General features: G+C 71.0%; 19 protein-coding genes and 1 pseudogene. 12 read left to right on the forward strand and 8 right to left on the reverse strand.

All coding sequences use genetic code 11. The annotated features are described in order from the left end of the window. Window positions 1-216: 216 nt before the first annotated feature. From gatC to gatB, 5 genes are all read left to right on the forward strand, one after another. Entirely contained in the window at window positions 217-516 is a 300-nt protein-coding gene (gatC, locus tag ACVCAG_RS03895; protein ID WP_329085297.1) for an Asp-tRNA(Asn)/Glu-tRNA(Gln) amidotransferase subunit GatC, read from the forward strand. Continuing rightward, complete coding sequence (gene gatA, locus ACVCAG_RS03900; protein ID WP_440084557.1) at window positions 513-2,003, forward strand: Asp-tRNA(Asn)/Glu-tRNA(Gln) amidotransferase subunit GatA; 1,491 nt, start codon at window positions 513-515, stop codon at window positions 2,001-2,003. Before gatC ends, gatA begins: the two co-directional genes overlap by 4 nt. Window positions 2,004-2,064: 61 nt before the next feature. Next, on the forward strand, window positions 2,065-3,153 hold the full coding sequence (locus ACVCAG_RS03905) for an AAA family ATPase (protein ID WP_440069142.1): 1,089 nt from the start codon (window positions 2,065-2,067) through the stop codon (window positions 3,151-3,153). Next, window positions 3,150-3,719, forward strand: coding sequence for a hypothetical protein (locus ACVCAG_RS03910; RefSeq protein ID WP_440084558.1), 570 nt, complete (start codon window positions 3,150-3,152; stop codon window positions 3,717-3,719). The genes ACVCAG_RS03905 and ACVCAG_RS03910 overlap by 4 nt, the downstream gene beginning before the upstream one ends. 33 nt (window positions 3,720-3,752) lie before the next feature. Beyond that, entirely contained in the window at window positions 3,753-5,258 is a 1,506-nt protein-coding gene (gene gatB, locus ACVCAG_RS03915; protein WP_440084559.1) for an Asp-tRNA(Asn)/Glu-tRNA(Gln) amidotransferase subunit GatB, read from the forward strand. Between the two features lie 138 nt (window positions 5,259-5,396). Here gatB and ACVCAG_RS03920 read toward each other — a convergent pair whose 3' ends face one another. The 5 genes from ACVCAG_RS03920 to ACVCAG_RS03940 form a co-directional block, all read right to left on the reverse strand. After that, window positions 5,397-6,617, reverse strand: a complete 1,221-nt coding sequence (locus tag ACVCAG_RS03920) for a pentapeptide repeat-containing protein (RefSeq protein ID WP_447189459.1) — start codon at window positions 6,615-6,617, stop codon at window positions 5,397-5,399. 200 nt (window positions 6,618-6,817) lie between these two features. Next, complete coding sequence (locus tag ACVCAG_RS03925) at window positions 6,818-8,956, reverse strand: ATP-binding cassette domain-containing protein (protein WP_440084561.1); 2,139 nt, start codon at window positions 8,954-8,956, stop codon at window positions 6,818-6,820. Continuing rightward, window positions 8,953-9,207 carry a hypothetical protein gene (locus ACVCAG_RS03930; RefSeq protein ID WP_440084562.1) on the reverse strand — a complete coding sequence of 85 codons (255 nt, stop codon included), beginning with the start codon at window positions 9,205-9,207 and terminating at the stop codon, window positions 8,953-8,955. Before ACVCAG_RS03930 ends, ACVCAG_RS03925 begins: the two co-directional genes overlap by 4 nt. A gap of 256 nt (window positions 9,208-9,463) precedes the next feature. Beyond that, window positions 9,464-10,108 (reverse strand): TetR family transcriptional regulator, encoded by a 645-nt coding sequence (locus ACVCAG_RS03935; protein WP_440084643.1) that lies wholly within the window; start codon window positions 10,106-10,108, stop codon window positions 9,464-9,466. Then, window positions 10,089-10,943, reverse strand: coding sequence for an alpha/beta hydrolase (locus tag ACVCAG_RS03940; RefSeq protein WP_447189460.1), 855 nt, complete (start codon window positions 10,941-10,943; stop codon window positions 10,089-10,091). The genes ACVCAG_RS03935 and ACVCAG_RS03940 overlap by 20 nt, the downstream gene beginning before the upstream one ends. Window positions 10,944-10,959: 16 nt before the next feature. Here ACVCAG_RS03940 and ACVCAG_RS03945 point away from each other — a divergent pair, with 16 nt between their 5' ends. The 3 genes and pseudogenes from ACVCAG_RS03945 to ACVCAG_RS03955 all read left to right on the forward strand — a co-directional run. Then, window positions 10,960-11,097 (forward strand): hypothetical protein, encoded by a 138-nt coding sequence (locus ACVCAG_RS03945; protein WP_440084564.1) that lies wholly within the window; start codon window positions 10,960-10,962, stop codon window positions 11,095-11,097. Window positions 11,098-11,598: 501 nt separating this feature from the next. Next, window positions 11,599-11,976 (forward strand): SH3 domain-containing protein, encoded by a 378-nt coding sequence (locus tag ACVCAG_RS03950; RefSeq protein WP_440084565.1) that lies wholly within the window; start codon window positions 11,599-11,601, stop codon window positions 11,974-11,976. 221 nt (window positions 11,977-12,197) lie between these two features. Further along, window positions 12,198-12,368, forward strand: a pseudogene (locus tag ACVCAG_RS03955) (RNA-guided endonuclease TnpB family protein); the annotation flags it as partial. A 471-nt stretch (window positions 12,369-12,839) separates the two neighbouring features. On the opposite strand, the gene ACVCAG_RS03960 reads toward ACVCAG_RS03955, so the two are convergent. From ACVCAG_RS03960 to ACVCAG_RS03970, 3 genes are read right to left on the reverse strand one after another with little or no spacing between them, the layout of a single operon-like run. Then, window positions 12,840-14,336: a tripartite tricarboxylate transporter permease gene (locus tag ACVCAG_RS03960; RefSeq protein ID WP_440084566.1), complete on the reverse strand. Its 1,497-nt coding sequence runs from the start codon at window positions 14,334-14,336 to the stop codon at window positions 12,840-12,842. Next, window positions 14,337-14,903, reverse strand: a complete 567-nt coding sequence (locus ACVCAG_RS03965; RefSeq protein ID WP_447189461.1) for a tripartite tricarboxylate transporter TctB family protein — start codon at window positions 14,901-14,903, stop codon at window positions 14,337-14,339. Beyond that, window positions 14,903-15,868 (reverse strand): tripartite tricarboxylate transporter substrate-binding protein, encoded by a 966-nt coding sequence (locus tag ACVCAG_RS03970; RefSeq protein ID WP_440084568.1) that lies wholly within the window; start codon window positions 15,866-15,868, stop codon window positions 14,903-14,905. The genes ACVCAG_RS03965 and ACVCAG_RS03970 overlap by 1 nt, the downstream gene beginning before the upstream one ends. A 173-nt stretch (window positions 15,869-16,041) precedes the next feature. Here ACVCAG_RS03970 and ACVCAG_RS03975 point away from each other — a divergent pair, with 173 nt between their 5' ends. The 4 genes from ACVCAG_RS03975 (at window position 16,042) to ACVCAG_RS03990 (ending at window position 21,728) form a co-directional block, all read left to right on the forward strand. Beyond that, complete coding sequence (locus ACVCAG_RS03975) at window positions 16,042-17,880, forward strand: ATP-binding protein (protein WP_447189462.1); 1,839 nt, start codon at window positions 16,042-16,044, stop codon at window positions 17,878-17,880. Further along, window positions 17,877-18,572 carry a response regulator gene (locus ACVCAG_RS03980; RefSeq protein ID WP_440084570.1) on the forward strand — a complete coding sequence of 232 codons (696 nt, stop codon included), beginning with the start codon at window positions 17,877-17,879 and terminating at the stop codon, window positions 18,570-18,572. Before ACVCAG_RS03975 ends, ACVCAG_RS03980 begins: the two co-directional genes overlap by 4 nt. A gap of 363 nt (window positions 18,573-18,935) precedes the next feature. Continuing rightward, on the forward strand, window positions 18,936-20,717 hold the full coding sequence (locus ACVCAG_RS03985; RefSeq protein ID WP_440084571.1) for a VanW family protein: 1,782 nt from the start codon (window positions 18,936-18,938) through the stop codon (window positions 20,715-20,717). A gap of 102 nt (window positions 20,718-20,819) precedes the next feature. Next, window positions 20,820-21,728, forward strand: coding sequence for a 2-hydroxyacid dehydrogenase (locus tag ACVCAG_RS03990; protein ID WP_447189463.1), 909 nt, complete (start codon window positions 20,820-20,822; stop codon window positions 21,726-21,728). Window positions 21,729-21,787 lie beyond the last annotated feature (59 nt).

Genomic DNA, 21,787 nt, shown 5'->3' on the forward strand with positions numbered 1-21,787 from the left:
TCGGCGGTCGCAGTGAAGTCCGCGATCTCCTTCAGGCTCCAGGGCCGGGAGGATCCGGAGCCGTTTCCTCCGGGTCCGGAGGGGTGGGCGGCCTGACCGCCGGGAGTGAGAGATCTTCGCTTGGTTGCGGCAGTGTTAATGAGTCGGGACCCTCAGGTCGCGAGCCATAGGATGACAGTGTCCAATTGCCATTCCACGAAACGGGTTCAACGACTCATGTCCGCCATAACCCGCGACGAGGTCGCTCACCTCGCCCGGCTGTCCCGGCTGGCGCTGGCCGACGAGGAGCTCGACCACTTCGCCGCCCAGCTCGATGTGATCATCGGTGCGGTCGCCCGCGTCGCCGAGGTGGCGGCCGACGACATCCCGCCGTCCTCGCACGCGCTCCCGCTCACCAACGTCTACCGCCCCGACGAGGTACGACCCAGTCTGACGCCGGAAGAGGCGCTGTCCGGCGCCCCCGCGGTCGAGGACGGCCGCTTCCGCGTCCCGCGCATCCTCGGGGAGGAAGCATGAGCCTCATCCGCAAGTCCGCCGCGGACCTGGGCGCGCTGATCGCGAGCGGCGAGGTCTCCGCCGTCGAGGTCGCCCAGGCCCACCTCGACCGGATGGCCGCCGTCGAGCCGAAGGTGAACGCCTTCCTGCACGTCGACGCCGAGACGACCCTGGAGCAGGCGCGCGCCGTCGACGCTCGCAGGGCCGCCGGCGAGGAGCTCGGCCCGCTGGCCGGGGTGCCGATCGCGCACAAGGACGTCTTCACCACCAGGGACATGCCGACCACGGCCGGATCGAAGATCCTCGAAGGTTGGAAGCCGCCGTACGACGCGACCGTGACCCGCCGCCTGCGCGAGTCCGGGCTGGTGATCCTCGGCAAGACCAACCTCGACGAGTTCGCGATGGGCTCCTCCACCGAGAACTCGGCGTACGGCCCCACCCACAACCCGTGGGACCTGTCGCGCATCCCCGGCGGCTCCTCCGGCGGCTCCTCCGCCGCGGTCGCCGCGTACGAGGCCCCGCTGTCCACCGGCACCGACACCGGTGGCTCGATCCGCCAGCCCGCCGCGGTCACCGGCATCGTGGGCATGAAGCCGACCTACGGCGGCTCGTCCCGCTACGGCCTGATCGCCTTCGCCAGCTCGCTCGACACCCCGGGCCCCTTCGCCCGCAACGTGCTCGACGCGGCGCTGCTGCACGAGGCGTTCTCCGGGCACGACGTCATGGACTCCACCTCCGTCGACGCCCCGGTGCCCTCGGTCGTCGAGGCGGCCCGCAACGGCGACGTGGCGGGGCTGCGCATCGGCGTGGTCAAGGAGTTCGGCGGCGACGGCTACCAGGCGGGCGTGCTCGCGCGCTTCCACGAGACCGTGGAGCTGCTGGAGTCGCTGGGCGCGAAGGTCTTCGAGGTCTCCTGCCCGTCGTTCACCACGGCCCTCCCGGCGTACTACCTCATCGCCCCCTCGGAGTGCTCCTCCAACCTGGCCCGCTTCGACGCCATGCGCTACGGCCTGCGCGTCGGCGACGACGGCACCCGCAGCGCCGAGGAGGTCATGGCCCTGACCCGGGCCCAGGGCTTCGGCCCCGAGGTCAAGCGCCGCATCATCCTGGGCACGTACGCGCTGTCCAGCGGTTACTACGACGCCTACTACGGGCAGGCGCAGAAGGTCCGCACGCTCATCGCGCGCGACTTCGAGGCCGCCTTCCAGCAGGTGGACGTGCTCATCTCGCCGACGACGCCCACCACGGCGTTCCCGATCGGCGAGCGCGCCGACGACCCCATGGCGATGTACCTGGCCGACCTGTGCACCATCCCGAGCAACCTGGCGGGCAACGCGGCCATCTCCGTGCCGTGCGGGCTGGCCGACGAGGACGGCCTGCCGGTCGGTCTGCAGATCATGGCCCCGGTGCTCGGCGACGACCGCTGCTACCGGGTCGGCGCCGCGGTCGAGAAGGCCCTCGAGAGCCGGTGGGGCGGCGGCCTGCTGTCCAGAGCCCCGGAGCTGTAGGGCTTTTCCGGGATCGTGGGACGAGGGCGAGGGGGCGACAGGTGACAGGGAGTAAGGCGGCATGATCACTCGGATCGAGATCGACGGGTTCAAGTCCTTCTTGAGCTTCGATCTCGATGTGCCGCCCTTCCTCGCGCTGGTCGGCCCCAACGCGAGCGGCAAGTCGAACCTCTTCGACGCCGTGGGGTTCGTGGCGGCCGAGATCGAGGGTTCCGGCGGGCTGCTCGGGGCGGCCCGCGGGCTGCCGGGCGAGCAGTTCCACCGGGTCGCCCACGGCTCGGCGGTGCCGGGGTTCGTCGTCTCGGTGGAGGCGCTCGTCACCCCGGAGCCCGGCTCCGTGGTGCCGATCAGGTTCGACGTGGGCGCGGAGATGGTGCTGAAGATCCCCAGATCCAGCGGTGCCGTCGTCAGCCATGTCGCCCAGCGGATCCCCGAGGAGCTGCTGGAGCTCATGGTCGAGGATCCCGACCCGGAGGGCACTCCTCGCCGTACGGTCCAGTCGTGGCGCCGATACTCGCCGTCGCCGGCGGCGATGCGCCGCCGCTGTCCCTCGGCGAACCGGGGGCCGCTCGTGGCCGACGGTTCGAACCTGGCGGCGGTGCTCGGGCGGATGGCTGGTACGGAGGCGCTGGCCGACCTCGCGGCCGACCTCGCGGGGGTGGTCCCCGACGTCGTCGGGCTGGTGCCGCGCGTCGAGCGCGGGGAGTGCTCCTTCGAACTGATCGTCGACGGCCAGGGGGTGGTTCCGGCGGCGCTGCTGTCCGACGGCACCCTGCGCATCCTCGGCCTGCTCGCCGCCCTGCACGACCCCGACCATCCGGGCACGCTGCTGGTGGAGGAGATCGAGAACGGCGTCCATCCGGCCCGTCTCGGCGAGCTGCTCCGGCGGGTGCGCCGCCGGATCACCGCGCCGGGAGGTCCCGAGCCGCTGCGGCAGCTGATCCTCACCAGCCAGTCCCCGATCGTCGTCGCGGAGGTCTACCGGACCGAGCCGGACGCGCTGACGTTCCTCGACACCGCGGTCCGCGTCGATCCCGACAACGACCGGGTGTCGCGGGTGACCGTGGCGAAGCCGATCCAGCCGGACGGCGAGCCGGGCACGTTCGTCTCGCCCCGGCAGGTCCGCAAGTACCTGGGCGCGGCGGCATGAGCAGCCGCCCGCTGGTTCCTGGACTCATCGCGGAGGGGGAGGCCGACGAGGGCTTCCTCGGCATCGTGATCTCCAGGCAGCTGCGCGAGCTCACCTGGATGTCGCCGTACGCCGTCGACGTCGAGGCGACGGAGGTCGTCTCCTGCGACCGGGAGCACATGGTCACCGCGCTGGAGGAGCTCGCGGCCGACTGCCACCTGCTCTTCACGCACGACGACGAGCGGGAGCGCCGCCGCAGGGACGGCGTCCGCTACCACTCGCACTACCTGGTGCCGGTGATCGGGCTGGGGGAGACGGAGGGCTGGCTGCTCGCCGACCCCGCCGCGTGGGCGAAACTGGAGGGCAGCGACCTCAGCAGGCTTCCGGCGCGGCCCCGCGACGTCGACAGGATCTCCGACCCCGCCGGGGTGCTGGCCACGACCGTCCCCCGGCGCGGCAAGCCGGCCCGCGACTACTTCGAGTACATAGGACGCAACATCGATCTCGCCGTTCTGGCCCAGGTGCCCGCCTACGCGAACTGGGTGGCCGAGACGAGGAACGCGTTGAAGGGACTTGGTTATCTATGAGGTTTTCTATGGAGCAGGAAGTGGTGAACGACAGTGAGCGCTGAGACGTTGATGCCGTACGACGAGGCGCTGGAGCGCTTCGAGCCGGTGCTGGGCCTGGAGACGCACGTCGAGCTGGGCACGGCGTCGAAGATGTTCTGCGGCTGCCCGACCACGTTCGGCGCCCCGCCGAACACGCACGTCTGCCCGGTCTGCCTGGCGCTGCCCGGCTCGCTGCCGACGGCGAACGCCGCGGCGATCGAGGCGACCATCCGCATCGGCCTGGCGCTCAACTGCTCCATCGCCGAGTGGTGCCGCTTCGCCCGGAAGAACTACTTCTATCCGGACATGCCGAAGAACTACCAGATCAGCCAGTACGACGAGCCGCTCTGCTTCGACGGCTACCTCGACGTCGAGGTCGACGGCAAGACCGTCAGGATCGAGATCGAGCGCGTCCACCTGGAGGAGGACACCGGCAAGTCCACCCACGTGGGCGGCGCGACCGGCCGCATCCACGGCGCCGACTACTCGATCGTCGACTACAACCGGGCGGGCATCCCGCTGGTGGAGATCGTCACCAAGCCTGTCCCGGGGACCGACAGGCTCGCCCCCGAGGTCGCCCGCGCGTACGGCATCGAGCTGCGCGAGCTGGTGCGCGGCCTCGGCGTCTCGGACGTCCGCATGGAGGAGGGCTCCATGCGCTTCGACGTGAACGTCTCCCTCATGCCGCGCGGCTCCTCGGAGTGGGGCACCCGCACCGAGACCAAGAACGTCAACTCGCTGCGCAGCGTCGAGCGCTCGGTGCGGGGTGAGATCGAGCGCCAGGCCGCGATCCTGGCCGGCGGCGGCCGGATCATCCAGGAGACCCGCCACTTCCACGAGAACACCGGCACCACCACCTCGGGACGGTCCAAGGAGGAGGCGCAGGACTACCGCTACTTCCCCGAGCCCGACCTGGTGCCGATCGCCCCCGACCCGGCGTGGGTCGCCGAGCTCAAGGCCTCCCTGCCCGAGCTGCCGGGCGCGCGGCGCAAGCGGCTCCAGCAGGAGTGGGGCGTGTCCGACCTGGACATGGCGGCCATGCACAACGCCGACGCCATCTCCCTGGTCGAGGCGACGGTCGCCGCGGGCGCCCCGCCCGCGGACGCCCGCAAGTGGTGGATGGGCGAGCTGGCCCGCCGCGCCAACGAGGCCGGTCTCCCGCTGAGCGCGCTGAGCATCACCCCCGACCAGATCGCCAGGGTGTGCGCGATGGTCGCCGGGGGAGCGCTGAACGACAAGCTGGCCCGCCAGGTGCTGGAGGGCGTGCTGAACGGCGAGGGCTCCCCCGACGAGGTGGTGGCCGCCCGCGGCCTCCAGATCGTGAACGACGAGGGCGAGCTGATGGAGATCATCGACCAGGTCCTGGCGGGCAACGCCGACGCGGCCGACAAGGTCCGCAACGGCAAGGTCGCCGCCGTCGGCGCCCTGGTCGGCGGCGTCATGAAGGCCAGCAGGGGCAAGGCCGACGCGGGCCGCGCCCGCGAACTCATCCTGGAGCGCCTCGGCGTCTCCGGCTAGTTCGGCCCGAGGTTTCCCGGGAGCCCGAGCGAAGGGTCTCCCGGGAGCTCGCGCCTCGCGCGAAGGGCTTCCCGCGCGTCCGTGTGAAGGGTCCCCCGGAAGCTCGCGCGAAGGGTCTGTCGGGACCAGACAGTGTGATCAGGAGCTTTCTCCGAACCGAGTACGTGCGTCGGTGAGCGCCTCCGCCCGGATCTCGGCCGGTGTTTTGCCGAACGCGCCTCTCAGGTCCGCACCCATCAGGTTCGCGCCGGTCAGGTTCGCATCGGTCAGTTCCGTGCCTCTCAGGTTCGCGCCGGTCAGGTTCGCGCCGCGCAGTTCCGCGTTGATCAGGTCCGCGCCGCGCAGGTCCGCGCCGCGCAGGTCCGCGCCACTCAAGTTCGCACGCTCCAGATGAGCGTTGGTCAGGCTTGAACCGTTCAGTTTCGTGCCGATCAGGATCGCACGGAACATGTCCGTGCGGTTCAGATCCGCGTTGCGCAGGTCCGTGCCGCTGAGGTTCGTGCCGCTCAGGATCGCGCGGCTCAGGTTCGTGCCGGTGAGGTTCGCGCCGCTCAGGAACGCGCCGCGCAGATTCCCGCCGCTCAGATCGGAGCCGCCGAGGAACCTGTCCATGAGATCTGCGTGCGGGAATCGGGCTTTGGAGAAATCGGCGCGGTCGTGGCCGGCCGACGTGGCGCTCAGGGGTGATGGGGTGGTGAGGGCCGGGGCGATGGTGAGGGCGGCAAGGACGTCGGCCGGTGGTCGTACGGGTTCGACGACAACGGTTTCCTTCCACTCGGGGTCGCAGGGTTTGGGTGGAGGTTTGGAAACGCACAGGTCGTGGTTGCGTACGAACGCGGCGAGCACGTTTCTGACGGTGGGGCGGTCGCGGGGAGAGTCGGCGGCGAGGCGCTGGAGGGCGTAGATGGCTCCGAGCCGGACGTCTACGGCGGGTGAGGCGAGTTGTTCGACGGCTTTGGTGTAGCGGTCGGTGATCTGTGCTTCCTGGTTGGCTCCGAGGGCACGGGCGGTGTAGTCCAGGGTGCCTGCGGTGTAGTCGAGAGTGCGGGCGGTGAAGAGGATGCCGAGGATGACGGCGGATGAGGTGATCACGGCGGTGATCGCCTGGAAGGGGCGTTGCCGGTAGGCGTCCCACAGTTCCTGACGTTCTTTGGCGGAAAGGGTTTCGAGTTCGGCCCGGTCGGGCCGGTCGACGGGCGGGTGGCGGCGAAGGAAGCGGCTGACCAGCGACACGGCCTTCGGCCGGCGCTCTGCGGTGGTCGGTGCGGTGACGGGGTCGTCCTTGGCGGGGCGAGTGGAGCGGCGGGACAAGTGGGTGAACGTGCGGGTGACTCGGTGGGCTGGGCGGGGGGTGGCCATGATTCAACGGTAGGGATCGGAGGATCGCACGGTCAGCGGAATGAGCGTGTGCCTGAGCCGGTACGGCCGGTGAGCGTGTGGAGGCCTGGGTCCCCGGTGGCATGGTCTTCGCGATCTGCCGTGAGTCGTTGAGGGCCGCCTGGATCGCGGAGGAGTGATTGCCGTCTTCCGGACCGATGCCGCCTCGGGGAGAGACGGCGTCAGGCGGGGGCGGCCTGGGCGGCGACGAGGTTCGCGTACCTGCCGCCGGCGGCCATCAGCTCGTCGTGGGTGCCGCGTTCGACGACGTGTCCGGAGTCGACCACCAGGATCAGGTCGGCGTCCCGGATCGTGCTCAGCCGGTGGGCGATCACGATCCGGGTCTGGGTGAGCCAGAACAGGTTGGACTCGATGGTCGCCTCGGTGGCGCTGTCCAGGCTGCTGGTGGCCTCGTCGAGCAGCAGGATCTTCGGGCGCGACAGGAGGGCGCGGGCCAGGGAGAGCCGCTGCCGCTGGCCGCCGGAGAGACCGCCGCCGTCGGTCAGCATCGTCTCGTACCCCATCGGCATGGCCATGATGTCCTCGTGCAGCGCCGCCACCTGGGCCGCGGCGACCACCCGCTCCAGGGGCGCGTCGGGGGAGTTCAGCGCGATGTTCTCCCGGATCGAGCCGCTGAACAGGGAGGGATCCTGGCCGACCACCCCGAACTGGCGGCGCAGCGTGCGCAGGTTGAGCTCGGAGGCCGGGACGCCGTCGTACCGGATCTCGCCCTCCACCGGGGTGTGCAGGGTGAGCAGCAGCCTGGCCAGCGTGCTCTTGCCCGACCCCGAGGGGCCCACCAGGGCGACCTTCTGTCCCGGCCGGATGGAGACCGAGACGTCCCGCACCACCCACGGGCCACGGGGGTCGTGCCGGAAGCTCACGCCGCGCAGCTCCACCGCGCCGCGCAGCCGCAGCACCTCGATGCCGTCGCCGGGCTCGGGTTCCGAGGCGAGGATGTCGGCCAGGCGGTCGAAGTGCGCGCCCGCCTGCTGCAGGCTCTGCAGGCCGGTCATCAGCGAACCCAGCGGGATCAGGGCGCCGAGCGCGATGGCGTTGAGCGCGATCAACGCGCCCACGGTCAGCTCCCCGTCGAGGACCCGCCACGTGCCGAGCCACAGCAGGCCGAGCGGGGCGACCACCCGGATCGCGGACAGCGCGGCCTCCACCAGCCCCTGGGTGAGGCCGCTGCGCACGTCGGCGTTGAGCTGCCGGGTGAAGTGGGCCGACCACTGCTCCACCGCCCGGTGCTCGGCCCCGGAGGCCTTGAGCGTCTCGATGCCGGTGATCGTCTGGATGAGGCTGCTCTGCGACGCGGAGAAGGCGGTGAGCTCCTGCTGGGTGAGCAGGTTGATCCGGCGGGTGGTGGCCAGGACCAGGAGCCCCTGGGCGACGACCACCCCGGTCAGCGCCAGCCCGAAGACGGGATCCCAGACGTACACGAGAACGAGGTAGCCGACGGCCAGCGGGCCGTCCAGCAGCGCCGCCACGATCTGGCCGGTGAGGATGTCGCGCAGCGTGGAGACGCCGGCGGCCCGGGTGAGCAGGTCGCCCTTGCCGCGCTGCGCGAAGTACCGGTAGGGCAGCGCCACCAGGTGGCCGATCACCCCCTCGGTGAGTTCCTGGTCGGCACGGGCCCGTACGGCCACCAGCAGCGCCGCCCGCAGGTAGCCGATCACGAACTGGGCCACCCCGGCCAGCAGCACGGCGCCGCCCAGCAGGGGCAGCAGGTCCGCTCCCCGCGACGGGACGACCTCGTCGATCAGCAGCTGGGAGAAAAGGGGCAGGGCCAGCCCCAGCAGTTGCAGCAGCAGCGAGGCCGCGATGACCTGCGCGAGCAGGCCGCGGCGGCGCCGGAACAGGGTGCGGACGAACTCGCGCCGCCAGGCGCTCGCCATCGAGGACGTGCCGCGGCGGAATCCCTCGCCGGGTTCGAAGACCAGCAGCACGCCGGTGAACCCGGCACTGAACTCCTGCGGTGTCAGGCGGCGGCGGCCCCGGCCGGGGTCGACGAGGTCCACCCGGTCGGGTGACCAGCGCTCGACCACCACGAAGTGGTTGAACTCCCAGTGCGCGACCGCGGGGAGCGGGACGCGCGCCAGGTCCTCGGGCGCGAGGGAGAACGCGCGCGCCTTCAGGCCGTGCTCGCGGGCGCCCTCCACGACGGCCTTGGCGCTCAGCCCGTCCCTGCCGACCTGGAGCCGTTCGGACACCTGGTGCAGCGTGGTGCGGTGACCGTGGTGGCAGAGCACCATGGCCAGGCACGCCGCGCCGCATTCGGTGGTGGTGTTCTGCAGCAGGACCGGGACGCGGTTCCTCATCCGCCCGCTCCGAGCGCGAGAGTGACGAGCGTGGCACCGGCCGCCAGGACGGCGGCCGCCACGATCCACAGCAGCAGGAACGACGGGCCGCCGATCACCAGCGGCATCCGGGCGGCGGCGCGGGCCTCGACATGCCGGCGCATCGCCTCCTCCCGGTAGACGAGCCGGCCCTGGCCGCCCGCCGGGGGAGGAGCGGGCCGCGTCGTCGCGGCTCCCGCGGCCTCTCGGCCTCGGTGTCGAGAGCCGGCCACGGGTTCCCGCCTTCGATCCCCGGTCATAGGGAGGAATCTAGGAATGATCACTTGTGGACCACTTGTGCCCTGCTTGTGACGCGCGGGATCGGGCGTCGTGGCCGCCGGGGGGGGCAGGCAGGCGGTGAGGCTCGGGCCGCCGGGGGGCAGCGGGCGGTGAGGCTCGGGCCGCCGGTGGGACAGGCGGCGGTGGTGAGTGTGCCGTGGTGCGGGATGGTGCGTGCCGGCGACCGGAGCGCGCCCGCCTCCCGCACGGTCAGTTCGCGGCGGGCTGTTCGCCGGGGCGGCGATAGGCGCCGTGCCACCAGATCTTGCCGAGCTCGCGTGCGAAGGCCGCGTCACCACTTCCGTCGTCCACGCTGATGTGCCGGGCGATCGCCTGCGCGCCCCCCCAGACGATCACTCGGCTCGCCGCCACGGCGTCCAGGTCGGCAGGCGTCGAGCCCGACTCCTGTTCGTCGACGAGTGTTCTGTGAACGGCCTCGTCGAATTCCTCGAGATCGGCGGAGTAGAAGTCACGTACGGTCGGGTCGTAGGTGGCCAGTTCTCTCAACGCGGACAGTGTCGCGAAATTCTCCCGGTGTATCGCGATGACCTCCTCGAAGAATTTCGCGTATCTGGCCGCGCCGTCCTCTCCCGCACTCGGATCCCATTTCCTGGCCAATCCCACCAGGCTGCCCCTCAGCGTGTCCGAAAGCCGGATGAGCAGCTGGGACTTGTCCCGAAAATGCGCGTAGAAGGTGGCGCGTGACAGGCCCGCCTCCTCGATGATCTGTCGCACGCTGATTTCCGTGAAGACCTCTCCCCTTTTGAGGAGCCGCTCGACCGCGGCCAGTAGTTGCGCTTCGGCGGGAGCCGGTCGCTCGGCACCGTCCTTGCGCCTACGAGTCACAGAGGTCATGACCACATACTAGGGCCGGGCCACCGGGGCCGGCATGGGTCGCGTCCCGGCGGGCGCCATGGCCTGCGACGTCGCCTCGGCGCCCGTGCCGGCCGGTCGCGGGTGGACGGCCTGCCCGGCCGAGGACGACCGCGTGGCGACCCACAAGGATGTCGGCGAATTCCCTGGGGTTCGAATAGAACGGCGCGTGATGTCCCGGGCAGCGGTAGACGGTTTCGGCGCGCGCCGCCATTTGCTCCGCGACACCTCCGGTGATGGAGACATCTTTTTCCGGGATGACATAGCTGTTCGGCGTCGTGCGCCAGCCGGCCCGTGTCACCACCTCGAAGTCGGCGCGCACGGTCTGCGGCACCAGACGGGAAATCGCCTCGGCGGTCTCCGGGTTCGTCGCATCGCCGTCGTAGAAGGCTGCGGGCAGGTTGAGATCGGGATTCTCCGCGGGCCGCAGGCCGGCCAGAGACTCCGGAACGGGGACTCCGTGCGTCTGGAACATGCCTTCCCCGACGTCCAGCATGTAAGCGGCCACGTAAACGATGTGCGCGACGTTGGCCGCCCCGGCGACGGCCTCGGTGGCCGGTACACCACCGTACGAATGAGCCACGACGATCACCGGTCCGGTGATGTCGTCAAGTGCCTTCCGAATGACCTCGGCGTCGTCGTACATGCCGGGGAGCGGCTCGGCGCCGGGCTCGTTCCGGACGGCGCTGGGCAGGCTCACCGTGCGGCTCGGCCAGCCTCTCTCGTCCAGCACGCCCTGCAGCCTCTCCCAGCTCCACGGTCCGTGATGGCCTCCGTGCACGAGAAGGAACGTGGCGCGGTTCGCGATTTTCTGCAAGAGATCTCCTTGTTCGGTGGCCCATGCCGGAGAGAACGTGGCCGCCCTGCGCGTCCGGTGGTACGGCATGGGGGAACGGCCGCGGCGGCTCCGTCCCGGTGGCACGATCGCCCGCGCAGAGGTGGTGCGCGCCGGAGGCGGCCTCGGCCGATGACGTCGTACACGCAGACCGTACACTATGTATAGACGCATTGTATGGGTGGCTTCGTGGCACCCGTCCTGGAGGGAAAGGCCTGCTGGGGGGCGTGGTACGGGCATGTCGTCCCCGCCTCGGCGCGGATCGCCGCCCGCGTCGGCGGTCGTCCGCCGGCGTCTTCCGCGTCCGAGGCGACCATGGTCGTGACGCCGGAATCGCCCGCGTCCGAGGCGACCGTGGCCGCGACCGCCGGAATCGTCCGGTGCCGGGCCCGGGAGATCGCGCCGGTCGCATTACGGGATCGCCGGGGAATTCGGGCGCCTCCGGCCGGGTGGTGGAGGCCGGAAGTCCTTATCGGTCGCATGAATTCCGGTCATCGGAGTGGCCTTTTTTATGTGGTAATTCCCATTTCTGAATATGAATAGGTATTGACGAAATTCTTGGTGCCTTGCACAGTAATCACTGCAGTCTCGCCTTTCACTCCGACATGACCTGACCTCACGATCGGAAGAGCGTCCAATGAAAAGGTTCCTGGCATTCGCCGCCGTGACGTTGACGGCCGCCGCGGGAACGGCCGTCGCGGCCGTCCCCGCTCAGGCGACTCCGGTGAACGGCGCTTCCGCCATGTCGGCGGTCTCCGCCGTGGACGCGGTGATCATCGCCGACGGGGTGCGCCTGCGGTCGAGTGCCGGAGGGTCGACGGTCATCGGCTACCTCTACTACGGCGATTACGGGCAGCTTCTCGGCTCGTCGGGCGGTTGGTGCAGGTTCCGGCTGGGCGGCAGGTCGGCCTCGGGGCTGCCCTCGGGCACCACGGGATGGGTTTCGTGCAGCTATCTGGCCACGGAGGACGGCTGGAAATTCAACGGCCCGGCCGTCGACACCCTCCAGGAATAGCCTTCTTCCGGGATGAGCCCGGCCGCCCGGCTCCCCACGGCCGGGCGGCCGTTTCCTGTCGTGAGGCCCCGATGCCGCGTTCCTGTCATGAGGCTCCGGTGTCGTGTCACCCGTCCAGGAGCTTGAGGCCGATGACGCCGATCAGGATGAGCGCCAGGCAGGCCAGCCGGGCGGGTGCCGCGCTCTCCCGCCAGTTGCGCGACGGTGGCGGCGATGTCGGGTCGTCGGTGCCGTTGCAGCAGGCGCTGCGGCACCTGCAGGCGGCGTTCGCGAACTTCTTCGCCAAGCGCGCGAAGTACCCGACGTTCAAGTCCCGCAAGAAGTCGCGGCTCAGCGCCGAGTACACCCGCTCGGCGTTCACCTACCGGGATGGTCGGCTCACGCTGGCGAAGAATATCCTCGCCGCCGGGCTGGCGGAGAGGTAAAACGCCTGTGGAGCCGGTGTGAGACCTCACGGAGAGTCCTCTCTGGCGGGCGACCGGCGACGAAGCAGGAACCCTCACGGGCGACCGTGGGAATCCCCTCGCTCACGAGGAGGAGAGGGCCAACTCGGTGTCGGTCGAACCGGGCGGGACGAGGTTGGTCGTGATGTCCCGCTGGCCGCGCCGCTGCTCGCCCACCGCCTGCGCGATCGCGGGGTGACGGTCGAGCGCGTCAAGGCGGGGCTGGACGACCTGCTGGCCTCGTTCACCTCCTGAAGGGCCCGGAGATTCCCGGCGGCGTACGCCCGCGCGAGGAAACGGCGGCGAAGCGGTGGCGAGGGAACAGCGGGAGGAAACGGAAACGGGCACGGACATCCGTCCGTGCCCGCGGGTGCCGTGTCCGGGTGCGTCCGGGTGCATCCGGGTACGGCCAGGTTCCGGTCAGGCGCCGCGACGACGGGCGGCCGCCTTCCTGATGAGGGGCGTGCACAGCGCCAGGAGCGAGACGACCAGCAACGTCGCCGCGATCGGGCTCTTGACCAGCACCGTCACGTCGCCCGCGCCGATGGCCAGGGCCCGGCGGAGCTGGATCTCGGCCATCGGGCCCAGGATCAGGCCGATCACCGCCGGGGCCACCGGCAGGCCGAAGCGGCGCATCGCGAAACCGAGCAGGCCCAGGATGTAGAGGATGACCAGCTCCACCCAGGAGGAGTTCAGCGCGTAGACGCCGAGCGCCGCGAACAGCACGATCCCCGAGTAGAGGTAGGGCCGGGGGATCCGCAGCACCCGGGCCCAGAGCGGGGCCAGCGGCAGGTTGAGCACCAGCAGCATGGTGTTGCCCACGAACAGCGAGGCGATCATGCCCCAGACCAGCGCCGGGTTGTGGTCGAACAGCTGCGGGCCCGGCTGCAGCCCGTACTGCTGGAAGGCCGCCAGCAGGATCGCGGCCGTCGCCGAGGTGGGCAGGCCCAGCGTGAGCAGCGGGACGAGCGTGCCCGCCGCCGAGGCGTTGTTGGCGGCCTCGGGACCGGCGACCCCCTCGATGGCGCCCTTGCCGTACTCCTCGCGGGCGATCCCGCGCGCCAGGCGCTTCTCGATCGAGTACGACAGGAACGTGGGGACCTCCGCTCCGCCGCCGGGCAGGGCGCCGAACGGGAAGCCGAGCGCGGTGCCGCGCAGCCACGGCCGCCAGGAACGCGACCAGTCGGAGCGGCCGAGGAACGCCCGGCCGACCGGGACCACCTCGGGCCGGCCGTGCCGCAGCCGCGAGGCGACGTAGAGCACCTCGCCCAGGGCGAACAGCCCGACCGCGACGATCACCACGTCGATGCCGTCGAGCAGTTGCGGGATGCCCAGGGTCAGCCTGGCCTGCCCGGTCTGCTGGTCGATGCCGACCAGCCCGACGACCAGGCCGAGACCCAGCGAGGCCAGCCCCCGTACGACGGAGCGGGACAGCACCGACGACACCGCGGTGAAGGCCAGGACGGCCAGCGCGAAGTAGTCCTCGGGACCGAAGGAGATCGCGAAGTCCACCACCAGGGGCGCCGCGACGACCAGCAGCCCGGTGGCGATGGTGCCCGCGACGAACGAGCCGATCGCGGCCGTCGCCAGCGCCTGGGCGGCCCGGCCGCGTTTGGCCATCTTGTTGCCCTCGAGCGCGGTGATCATCGAGGAGCTCTCGCCGGGCGTGTTGAGCAGGATCGAGGTGGTCGACCCGCCGTACATGCCGCCGTAGTAGATGCCCGCGAACATGATGAACGCGCTCGCCGGGGGGACGGTGAACGTGATCGGCAGCAGCAGCGCCACGGTCATGGCCGGGCCGATGCCGGGCAGCACGCCCACCAGCGTGCCCAGCGTGACGCCCACCAGCGCGTAGAGCAGGTTGACCGGGGTGAGGGCGGTCGCGAAGCCGTCCATCAACAGCTGGAAGGACTCCACTCAGATCACCCCGGACAGCAGCCCGGCCGGCAGCGTCACGCCGAGGCCCCTGACGAACACCAGGTAGGTGAGAGTGGACAGCACGATCGCGATGACGCCCGCGCGCAGCCGGTGGGCCGCCCCGAGCGTCACGGACAGGCCGAAGAAGAGCAGCGCGCCCGCGATGACCCAGCCGAGCAGGTCGAGCAGTCCGGCGAAGGCGAGGAAGATCACGCTGACCAGCGCGACCGTCCGCCAGTCGGCCCGCGCGCCGGAGTCGATGTCCTCGGCGTCCTCGGCGTCCTCGGCGTCCTCGGGGTCGCCGTGGCCTCCCCTGAGCACGTCGACCACGTAGAACAGCCCGATCAGCAGCATCGCGCCCCCGACCAGGGCCGGGAAGAACCGGGGCCCGAGACCGAGGGCGGAGCCGGCGGCGGTCACGTCGGCGGTGCCGGCGATCACGAACGCGCCCAGCGCGAGGACCAGCACCGCCAGCCCCAGCTCCGGCCGCCGCCACGACCACCCGGTCTCGGCCTCGGGGCCTGCACCGGTGCCGGTGGGACCGGACGGGTCTTCTACGGGGGACATCAGGAGACGAGGCCCATCTCCGCGATGACGGCCTTGACCTTGGTCTGCTCCGTCGCGAGGAAGTCGGCGAACGGCTGCCCGGTCTGGAAGACGTCGGTCCAGCCGTTCTTCATCACCGCGTCCTTCCACGCCGGGGAGTCGTGCATCTTGGTGACCAGGTCGGTGAGGGCCTTCTTCTCCTCGTCGTCCAGCCCGCCGGGCGCGACGAACCCCCGCCAGTTGGCCAGCTCCACGTCCAGGCCCGCCTCCTTGATGGTGGGGGCGTCCACGTTGCCGAGCCGCTCGGGAGAGCTGACGCCGAGGGCGCGCAGCTTGCCGGACTTCACGTGCTCGGCGAACTCGCCAATGCCGGAGATCCCCATCGCGACCTTCTCGCCGAGCAGCGCGTTGAGCGCCTCGCCGCCGCCGGAGTGGGCGATGTAGTTGACCTGCTTGGGATCGATGCCCGCGGCCTTGGCCATCAGGCCCGCCACGATGTGGTCGGTGCCCCCGGCGGAGCCGCCCGCGATGGCGATCTTCGTCGGGTCCGCCTTCCACGCCGTCACCAGGTCGCCCAGCGTCCGGTACGGCGATCCCGCGGGAACCACGACGATCTCGTACTCCTCGGTGAGCTTCGCGATCGGCGTGGTGTCGGCCAGGGTGACCTTCGACTTGTTCTGCTCGACCGCGCCGACCATGACCAGGCCCATGGTCATCAACAGGTCGCCGTTGCCCTTCTCGCCCGCGAGCTGGGCCAGGCCGATGGTGCCGCCCGCGCCGGGCACGTTGTAGACCTCGACCTTGCGGGACGGCTCGGCGGCCTTGAGCGCCTCCCCGGCGACGCGGGAGGTCTGGTCCCAGCCGCCTCCCGGTGAGGCCGGCGCCATGATTCTCAGCGCGCTCGTACCTGAGCCGCCGCCGGAACCGCAGGCGGTGAGGGCGGCGAGGGACAGCACCGCGAGGGCGGCCAGTCTCCGAAGACGCATGGTCAGCTCCAAACAAACGTGAAGAAAGCGTGGTGAGGATCGTGACCTCAGGAGGCCGCCCTGTCGATCCTTTGCGTGGTTGCCGTCGTATCGGTCATATTGGTCACACCTCCTCGCGACCTCGCCGTTACCTCAGACTGCTTTCATCGAGGCCCTGACCAGGGAGTTGACTCGTGCGACGCTTACTCAACGCCTCGCTCGGCACCCAGCTTTTCGCGTTACAGACCGTGATCGTGTTCCTCGCGGTCGGCGGTACGGCGGGCGTCTGGATGGAACACACCCGCGTTTTGCTGGACCGCCAGTACCAGCAGCGCGCCCTGGCGATCGCCGAGTCGGTGGCGGGGCTTCCCCAGGTGCGTGAGGCGTTCGGCCGGCCCCGGCCCGAGCTGAGCCTGCAGCCGATCGCGCTCGGGGTGCAGGCGGCCACCGGCGCCGACTACGTGGTGATCGCGAATCGCGACCAGATCCGTTACGCCCACCCCAACGCGGCCCTGATCGGCAAGAGGCTGTCCACCGACGGCTCGGAGGTGATGACGAACGGGCGGCACTGGACCGGCATCCAGACGGGCACCCTCGGCCGCTCGGTGCGCGGCAAGGCCCCGATCTTCGACGCCTCGGGGCAGGTCATCGGCCTGGCCTCGGTCGGGATCCTGGAGGGGACCGTCGCCGACCAGCTCGGCGAGGCGCTCCCGCCGCTGCTGTGGACGGTCCTCGCGGTCCTCGTCGCCGGGTCGGCCGCCGCCGCGCTGATCGCCCGGCGGGTACGCCGCCAGACGTTCGGCCTGGAACCGGGGGAGATCGCGGCCCTGCTCGAACAGCGCGAGGGCGTGCTGCACGGCGTCAAGGAGGGGGTGCTCGCCCTCGACCTCCAGGGACGGGTGACGCTGGTCAACGACGCGGCACGCGACCTGCTCGGACTCTCCCAGCACGACGTCGGCCGGAGCCTGCGGGAGATGCCCCTGTCCGACCGGATGCGGGACGTGCTGGACGGCGTGGACCCCGGCGACGACCGGGTGGTGCTCCACCGCGACCGGGTGCTGGTGCTCAACCGGACCCCGGTGGCGGTACGGGAACGGCAGAGCGGCTGGGTGGTCACCCTGCGGGACCGTACCGAGCTGGTGCGGCTGGCACGCGAGCTCGACCAGGCCAGCACCACGACCGGAGCGCTGCGCGCGCAGGCCCACGAGTTCGCCAACCGGATGCACACGGTGGTCGGCCTGCTGGAACTCGGCGAGCACGAGACGGCCGTCAGCTACATCACCCAGACCACCGAGGCCTACAGCAGGCACGCCTCGGGCATCAGGGAGAAGGTCGCCGACCCGACGCTGGCCGCGCTGCTGCTGGCCAAGTCGGCAGAGGCGGCCGAGCGGGGCGCGACCCTGGTGCTGTCCGACGACTCCCGGGTGGAGGCGGGCATGCTCGGAGACCCGCACGACGCGGTCCTGGTCGTCGGCAACCTGGTCGCCAACGCCCTCGACGCGCTGCAGGAGACCGGGGGAACGGTGGAGGTCTCGGTCCGTACCGAGGCGGACGGCCTGCGCGTCCGGGTCGGCGACTCCGGTCCGGGAATCACCCCGGGCCTGGTCCACGAGGTGTTCAGGGAGGGCTTCACCACCAAGGCCGCCCACGCCGGGCCGCGCGGCCTGGGCCTGGCCCTGACCCGCCAGGCGTGCGCGCGCCGGGGCGGCTGGGTGCGGGTGCACAACGCGGGCGGAGCCGTCTTCACCGCGCTCCTGCCCACCGGCGAGCCCTCGGTCCCGCCCACCGGAGAGCCTTCCCCGTCCCGCACCGATCCGTCCCGCACCGATCCGTCCCGCACCGATCCGTCCCGCACCGATCCGTCCCGCACCGATCCGTCCCGCACCGATCCGTCCCGCACCGATCCGTCCCGCACCGATCCGTCCCGCACCGATCCGTCCCGCACCGGCCCGTCCCGCACCGGCCCGTCCCGCACCGGTGAACCCGCGCCGCCCCCCGCCGGGGGATCCGCCGAACGGAAGGTGCCGAGTTGACCGGGAACGGGCACACGGGGGAGATCCGCGTCCTGGTCGTGGACGACGACTTCATGGTGGCCAGGATCCACGGCGGCTACGTCGCCAGGACGCCCGGCTTCACGGTCGCCGACGTCGTCCACACCGGGGGCGCCGCGATCGCGTCGGCCGCGGTGCGCAGGCCCGACCTGGTCCTGCTCGACATCTACCTGCCGGACATGTCGGGACTCGACGTCCTCGCGAAGCTCAGGGAGGCCGTGCACCCCGTGGACATCCTGGTGATCACCGCCGCGCGGGACGTGGCCACGGTCCGGGCGGCGATGCGCGGCGGCGCGGTCAACTACCTGATCAAACCCTTCACCGCCCGCGCCCTGGCCGAGCGCCTCGAACAGTACGCCGAGATCCGCAGGCAGCTCGCCACCCTCGGGGACGAGGCCCGCCAGGACGAGATCGACCGGCTCTTCGGCGCGGTCAGGGGGGTGCCGCCGCCGCTTCCCAAAGGGCTGTCCGGCACCACGTGTTCCCTGGTCGCCGCGGCGCTCAGGGAGAGCGGCGGCGACCTGTCCGCGGCCGAGGCGGCGACGATCACCGGTCTCTCCAGGGTCAGCGCCCGCCGGTACCTGGAACACCTGTGCGCGGCGGGCCAGGCGGAACTCCGCCCGAGGTACGGCACCGCGGGAAGGCCGGAACACCGTTACCGCTGGACAGGCTGATTTGTTACTCCTTTTGGGACGGCGGTTGACCAATGTGGTTTAAGGTTGCCGGAGGTGGAAGCTGCGAAGCAGGAGGATGCGGAGGCCGTGCGGAACGCCGGAGCGTCTGTGAACCCGCCACCGGACCCCTTTGAGGCAATGCCTCTTCCCTCGGGCCCCGTCCCGCCGGGCGCCCGCGACCCGCGGCTCCCTCCCGGCGTGCAGGGAGCCCGTTCCCAGGGCGGCCCCGGCCTTCCGCCGGGGGTCTCACCCGACATCTTCGGCCCCACCGGGGCCGGAGCATCTCCCGGTCCAGGAGGCCCCGCCGCACCGGCCCGCGGGACGACGCTCCCCCCCGCCCCCCGGCCCCCGCAGCCCTGGCAGATGGCCTCCCCGCCGGAACGCCCCTTCCAGCGTGACGAGCCCACGCTCGTCCGCGGCGGCGACGGAGGGTTCCCGCAACCCGGCGGGCTCCGCTACGAGGAGCCGCCCCCGCGCCGCCGCGGGGCCCGCAGGTTCTTCCTGATCGTCCTCACCGTGCTGTTCGTCGTCGGGCTCGCCTACGCGGTGCCCGCGGTCATCATGTCCGGCAGGATGCTGCCGGGCACCACGGTGCGGGGCATCGACATCGGCGGCCTGACCGCGACCGAGGCGGCCGACAAGCTCAGGGACCGCCTGGCGGGCGAGGCCTCCGGGGAGATGACCCTCCTGGCCGCGGGCAAGCGCTACGACCTCGACCCCGGCAAGGCGGGGCTGGAGTTCGACGTGGTCGCCACCATCAACCAGGCGCCCAGCGACTTCCCCAGCCCCTCCCAGGTCTGGCGGGCCTTCACCGGCACCACCGAGCTGGAGCCCAAGGTCTCCGCCGACTCCGAGAGCATGCGGACCGCGGTCGCGAGCCTGGCCAGGAAGATCGACCTCAAGGTCCGCGAGGGTTCGGTCACGTTCGAGGGCGTCAAGCCCGTCGTCGTGACGCCCCGCGACGGCAGGGAGCTGGAGCGGGAGGCCGCGATCACCGCGATCACGAACGCCTTCCTCGGCCCGTCGAAGGAGGTCCGCCTGCCGGTCTCGGTGATCAAACCGATGGCCGGGCGGGAGGCGGTCGAAAAGGCCGCGGCCGACGCCGGCAAGGCCCTTTCAGGGCCGGTCACCCTGACCTTCGCCGGCAAGCAGGCCCAGCTGCCGGTGGAGACCCTCGCCGCCCACCTGTCCTTCAAGCCGGACGGTTCCGGCGGCATGGAGCCGGAGTTCGACGCCAGGAGCGCGGTCGCCTCCGTGGAGGGCGACCTCGTCGACCCGGTCCTGGCCCCGCGCGACCCCACGTTCCAGATCGTCGGGGGAAAGCCGAAGCTGGTGCCCGGCCGCAGGGGGAAGGGCATCAACGACGAGCGGCTCGCCTCCGACGTGGTCGAGATGATCGCCGGTGACGGCGACCGGACGATCCCGGTGCTCCTGACCACCGTCAAGCCGCGGATGTCCGACGCCGAGGCGCGCAAGCTCGGCATCAAGGAGCGGATCAGCCAGTTCACCACGCCCTACGCGTGCTGCGTGCCCCGGGTCACCAACATCAGGACGATCGCCAGGCTCCTGGACGGCTACCTGGTGAAGCCGGGCGAGACCTTCTCGCTCAACGGCGTCATCGGCCAGCGTGACACGGCCCGCGGCTTCGTCCCCGCCCCCATGATCCAGGGCGGCAGGCTGGTCGACTCGGTCGGCGGTGGCATCTCCCAGTTCGTCACCACCATGTACAACGCGGTGTTCTTCGGCGGTCTCGAGGACGTCCAGCACGTGGCGCACGAGTTCTACATCTCCCGCTACCCGGCCGGGCGCGAGTCCACGGTCTCCTGGCCCGAGCCCGACTTCCGCTGGAAGAACGACTCGCCGTACGGCGTGCTGGTGAAGACCTCCACCAGCGACACCGGGGTGACCGTCGCCTTCTGGAGCACCAAGCGCTACGAGATCGAGTCGATCTCGTCCGAGAGATACGACATCACCCCGTTCAAGGACGAGACCGACAGCGGTCCCGACTGCATCGAGATGGTCGGCCAGAACGGTTTCACGATCGACGTCTGGCGCGTCTTCAAGCAGGACGGCAAGGAGATCAAGCGGGTCAAGAAGACCACGGTCTACCGCCCCGAGCTCAACCTGAAGTGCGTGCCCGAATAGCGGGGCCGCGCCTGCTCCTCACCACGCCTCTCCTTTCCTCCACCCGCTCTCCGGAGTGGCCGGCGGGGCGGCGGCGCGGGTGTGCGGCTGGATAATGCGTCCATGAAGATCTGGGTCCCTTCCAAAGCCGCGGCCGATGTCCTGTGCGACCTCCCGGAAGTGGAGTGCGTCGTCTACGACGGCACGGAGCCGGTGCCCGAGGGCGCGCACGAGGCCGAGGTGTGGATCCCGCCGCTGATGCCGGTGGCGGACCTCCCCGGGCTGCTCGCCCGGATGACCGGCCTGCGGCTGCTGCAGACCGTCACGGCGGGAGTCGACGCCTACCGGCCGCACCTGCGGGAGGGGGTGACGTTGTGCAACGCCAGGGGCGTGCACGACGCGGGCACCGCCGAGTGGGTGGTGGGAGCGATGATCTCCGTGCTCCGGGAGTTCCCCGGGTTCGTCCGTGCCCAGCTCCGGGGCGAGTGGACCTATCACCACACCGGGGTGCTGGCCGACTCCACGGTCCTGGTCGTCGGCTACGGCTCGATCGGCGAGGCGCTGGAACGGCGGCTCGACGGTTTCGAGGTCGACGTCGTCCGGGTGGCCAGGACCGCCAGGCCGGGTGTGCACGGCCTGGACGAGCTGCCCGGCCTGCTGCCCGGGGCGGACGTGGTGGTGCTGCTCGTCCCCTCGACACCCGAGACCACCGGGATGGTGGACGCCGGGTTCCTGGCCGCGATGAAGGACGGCGCCCTCCTGGTGAACGCGGCCAGGGGCCCGGTGGTCGACACGGACGCGCTCGTCGCCAAGCTGCGGGGCGGCCGGATCCTCGCCGCGCTCGACGTCACCGCCCCCGAACCCCTGCCCGCGGACCACCCGCTGTGGACGGCGCCGGGAGTTCTCATCACCCCGCACGTCGCGGGCAGCAATCCGGCCTCGGTACGGCGCACGCTGAAGCTGCTCCGCTCCCAGCTGCTGCGCTACCTCGCGGGCGAGCCGCTCAAAAATGTGATCACGGGTTCGTACTGACCGGCAAAGGAATCCGGACCGTGGCTGCCTCGTGACCTGCGGTGCGTACCGTCGGTTAA

This window comes from Streptosporangium sp. G12 (genome assembly GCF_052983175.1).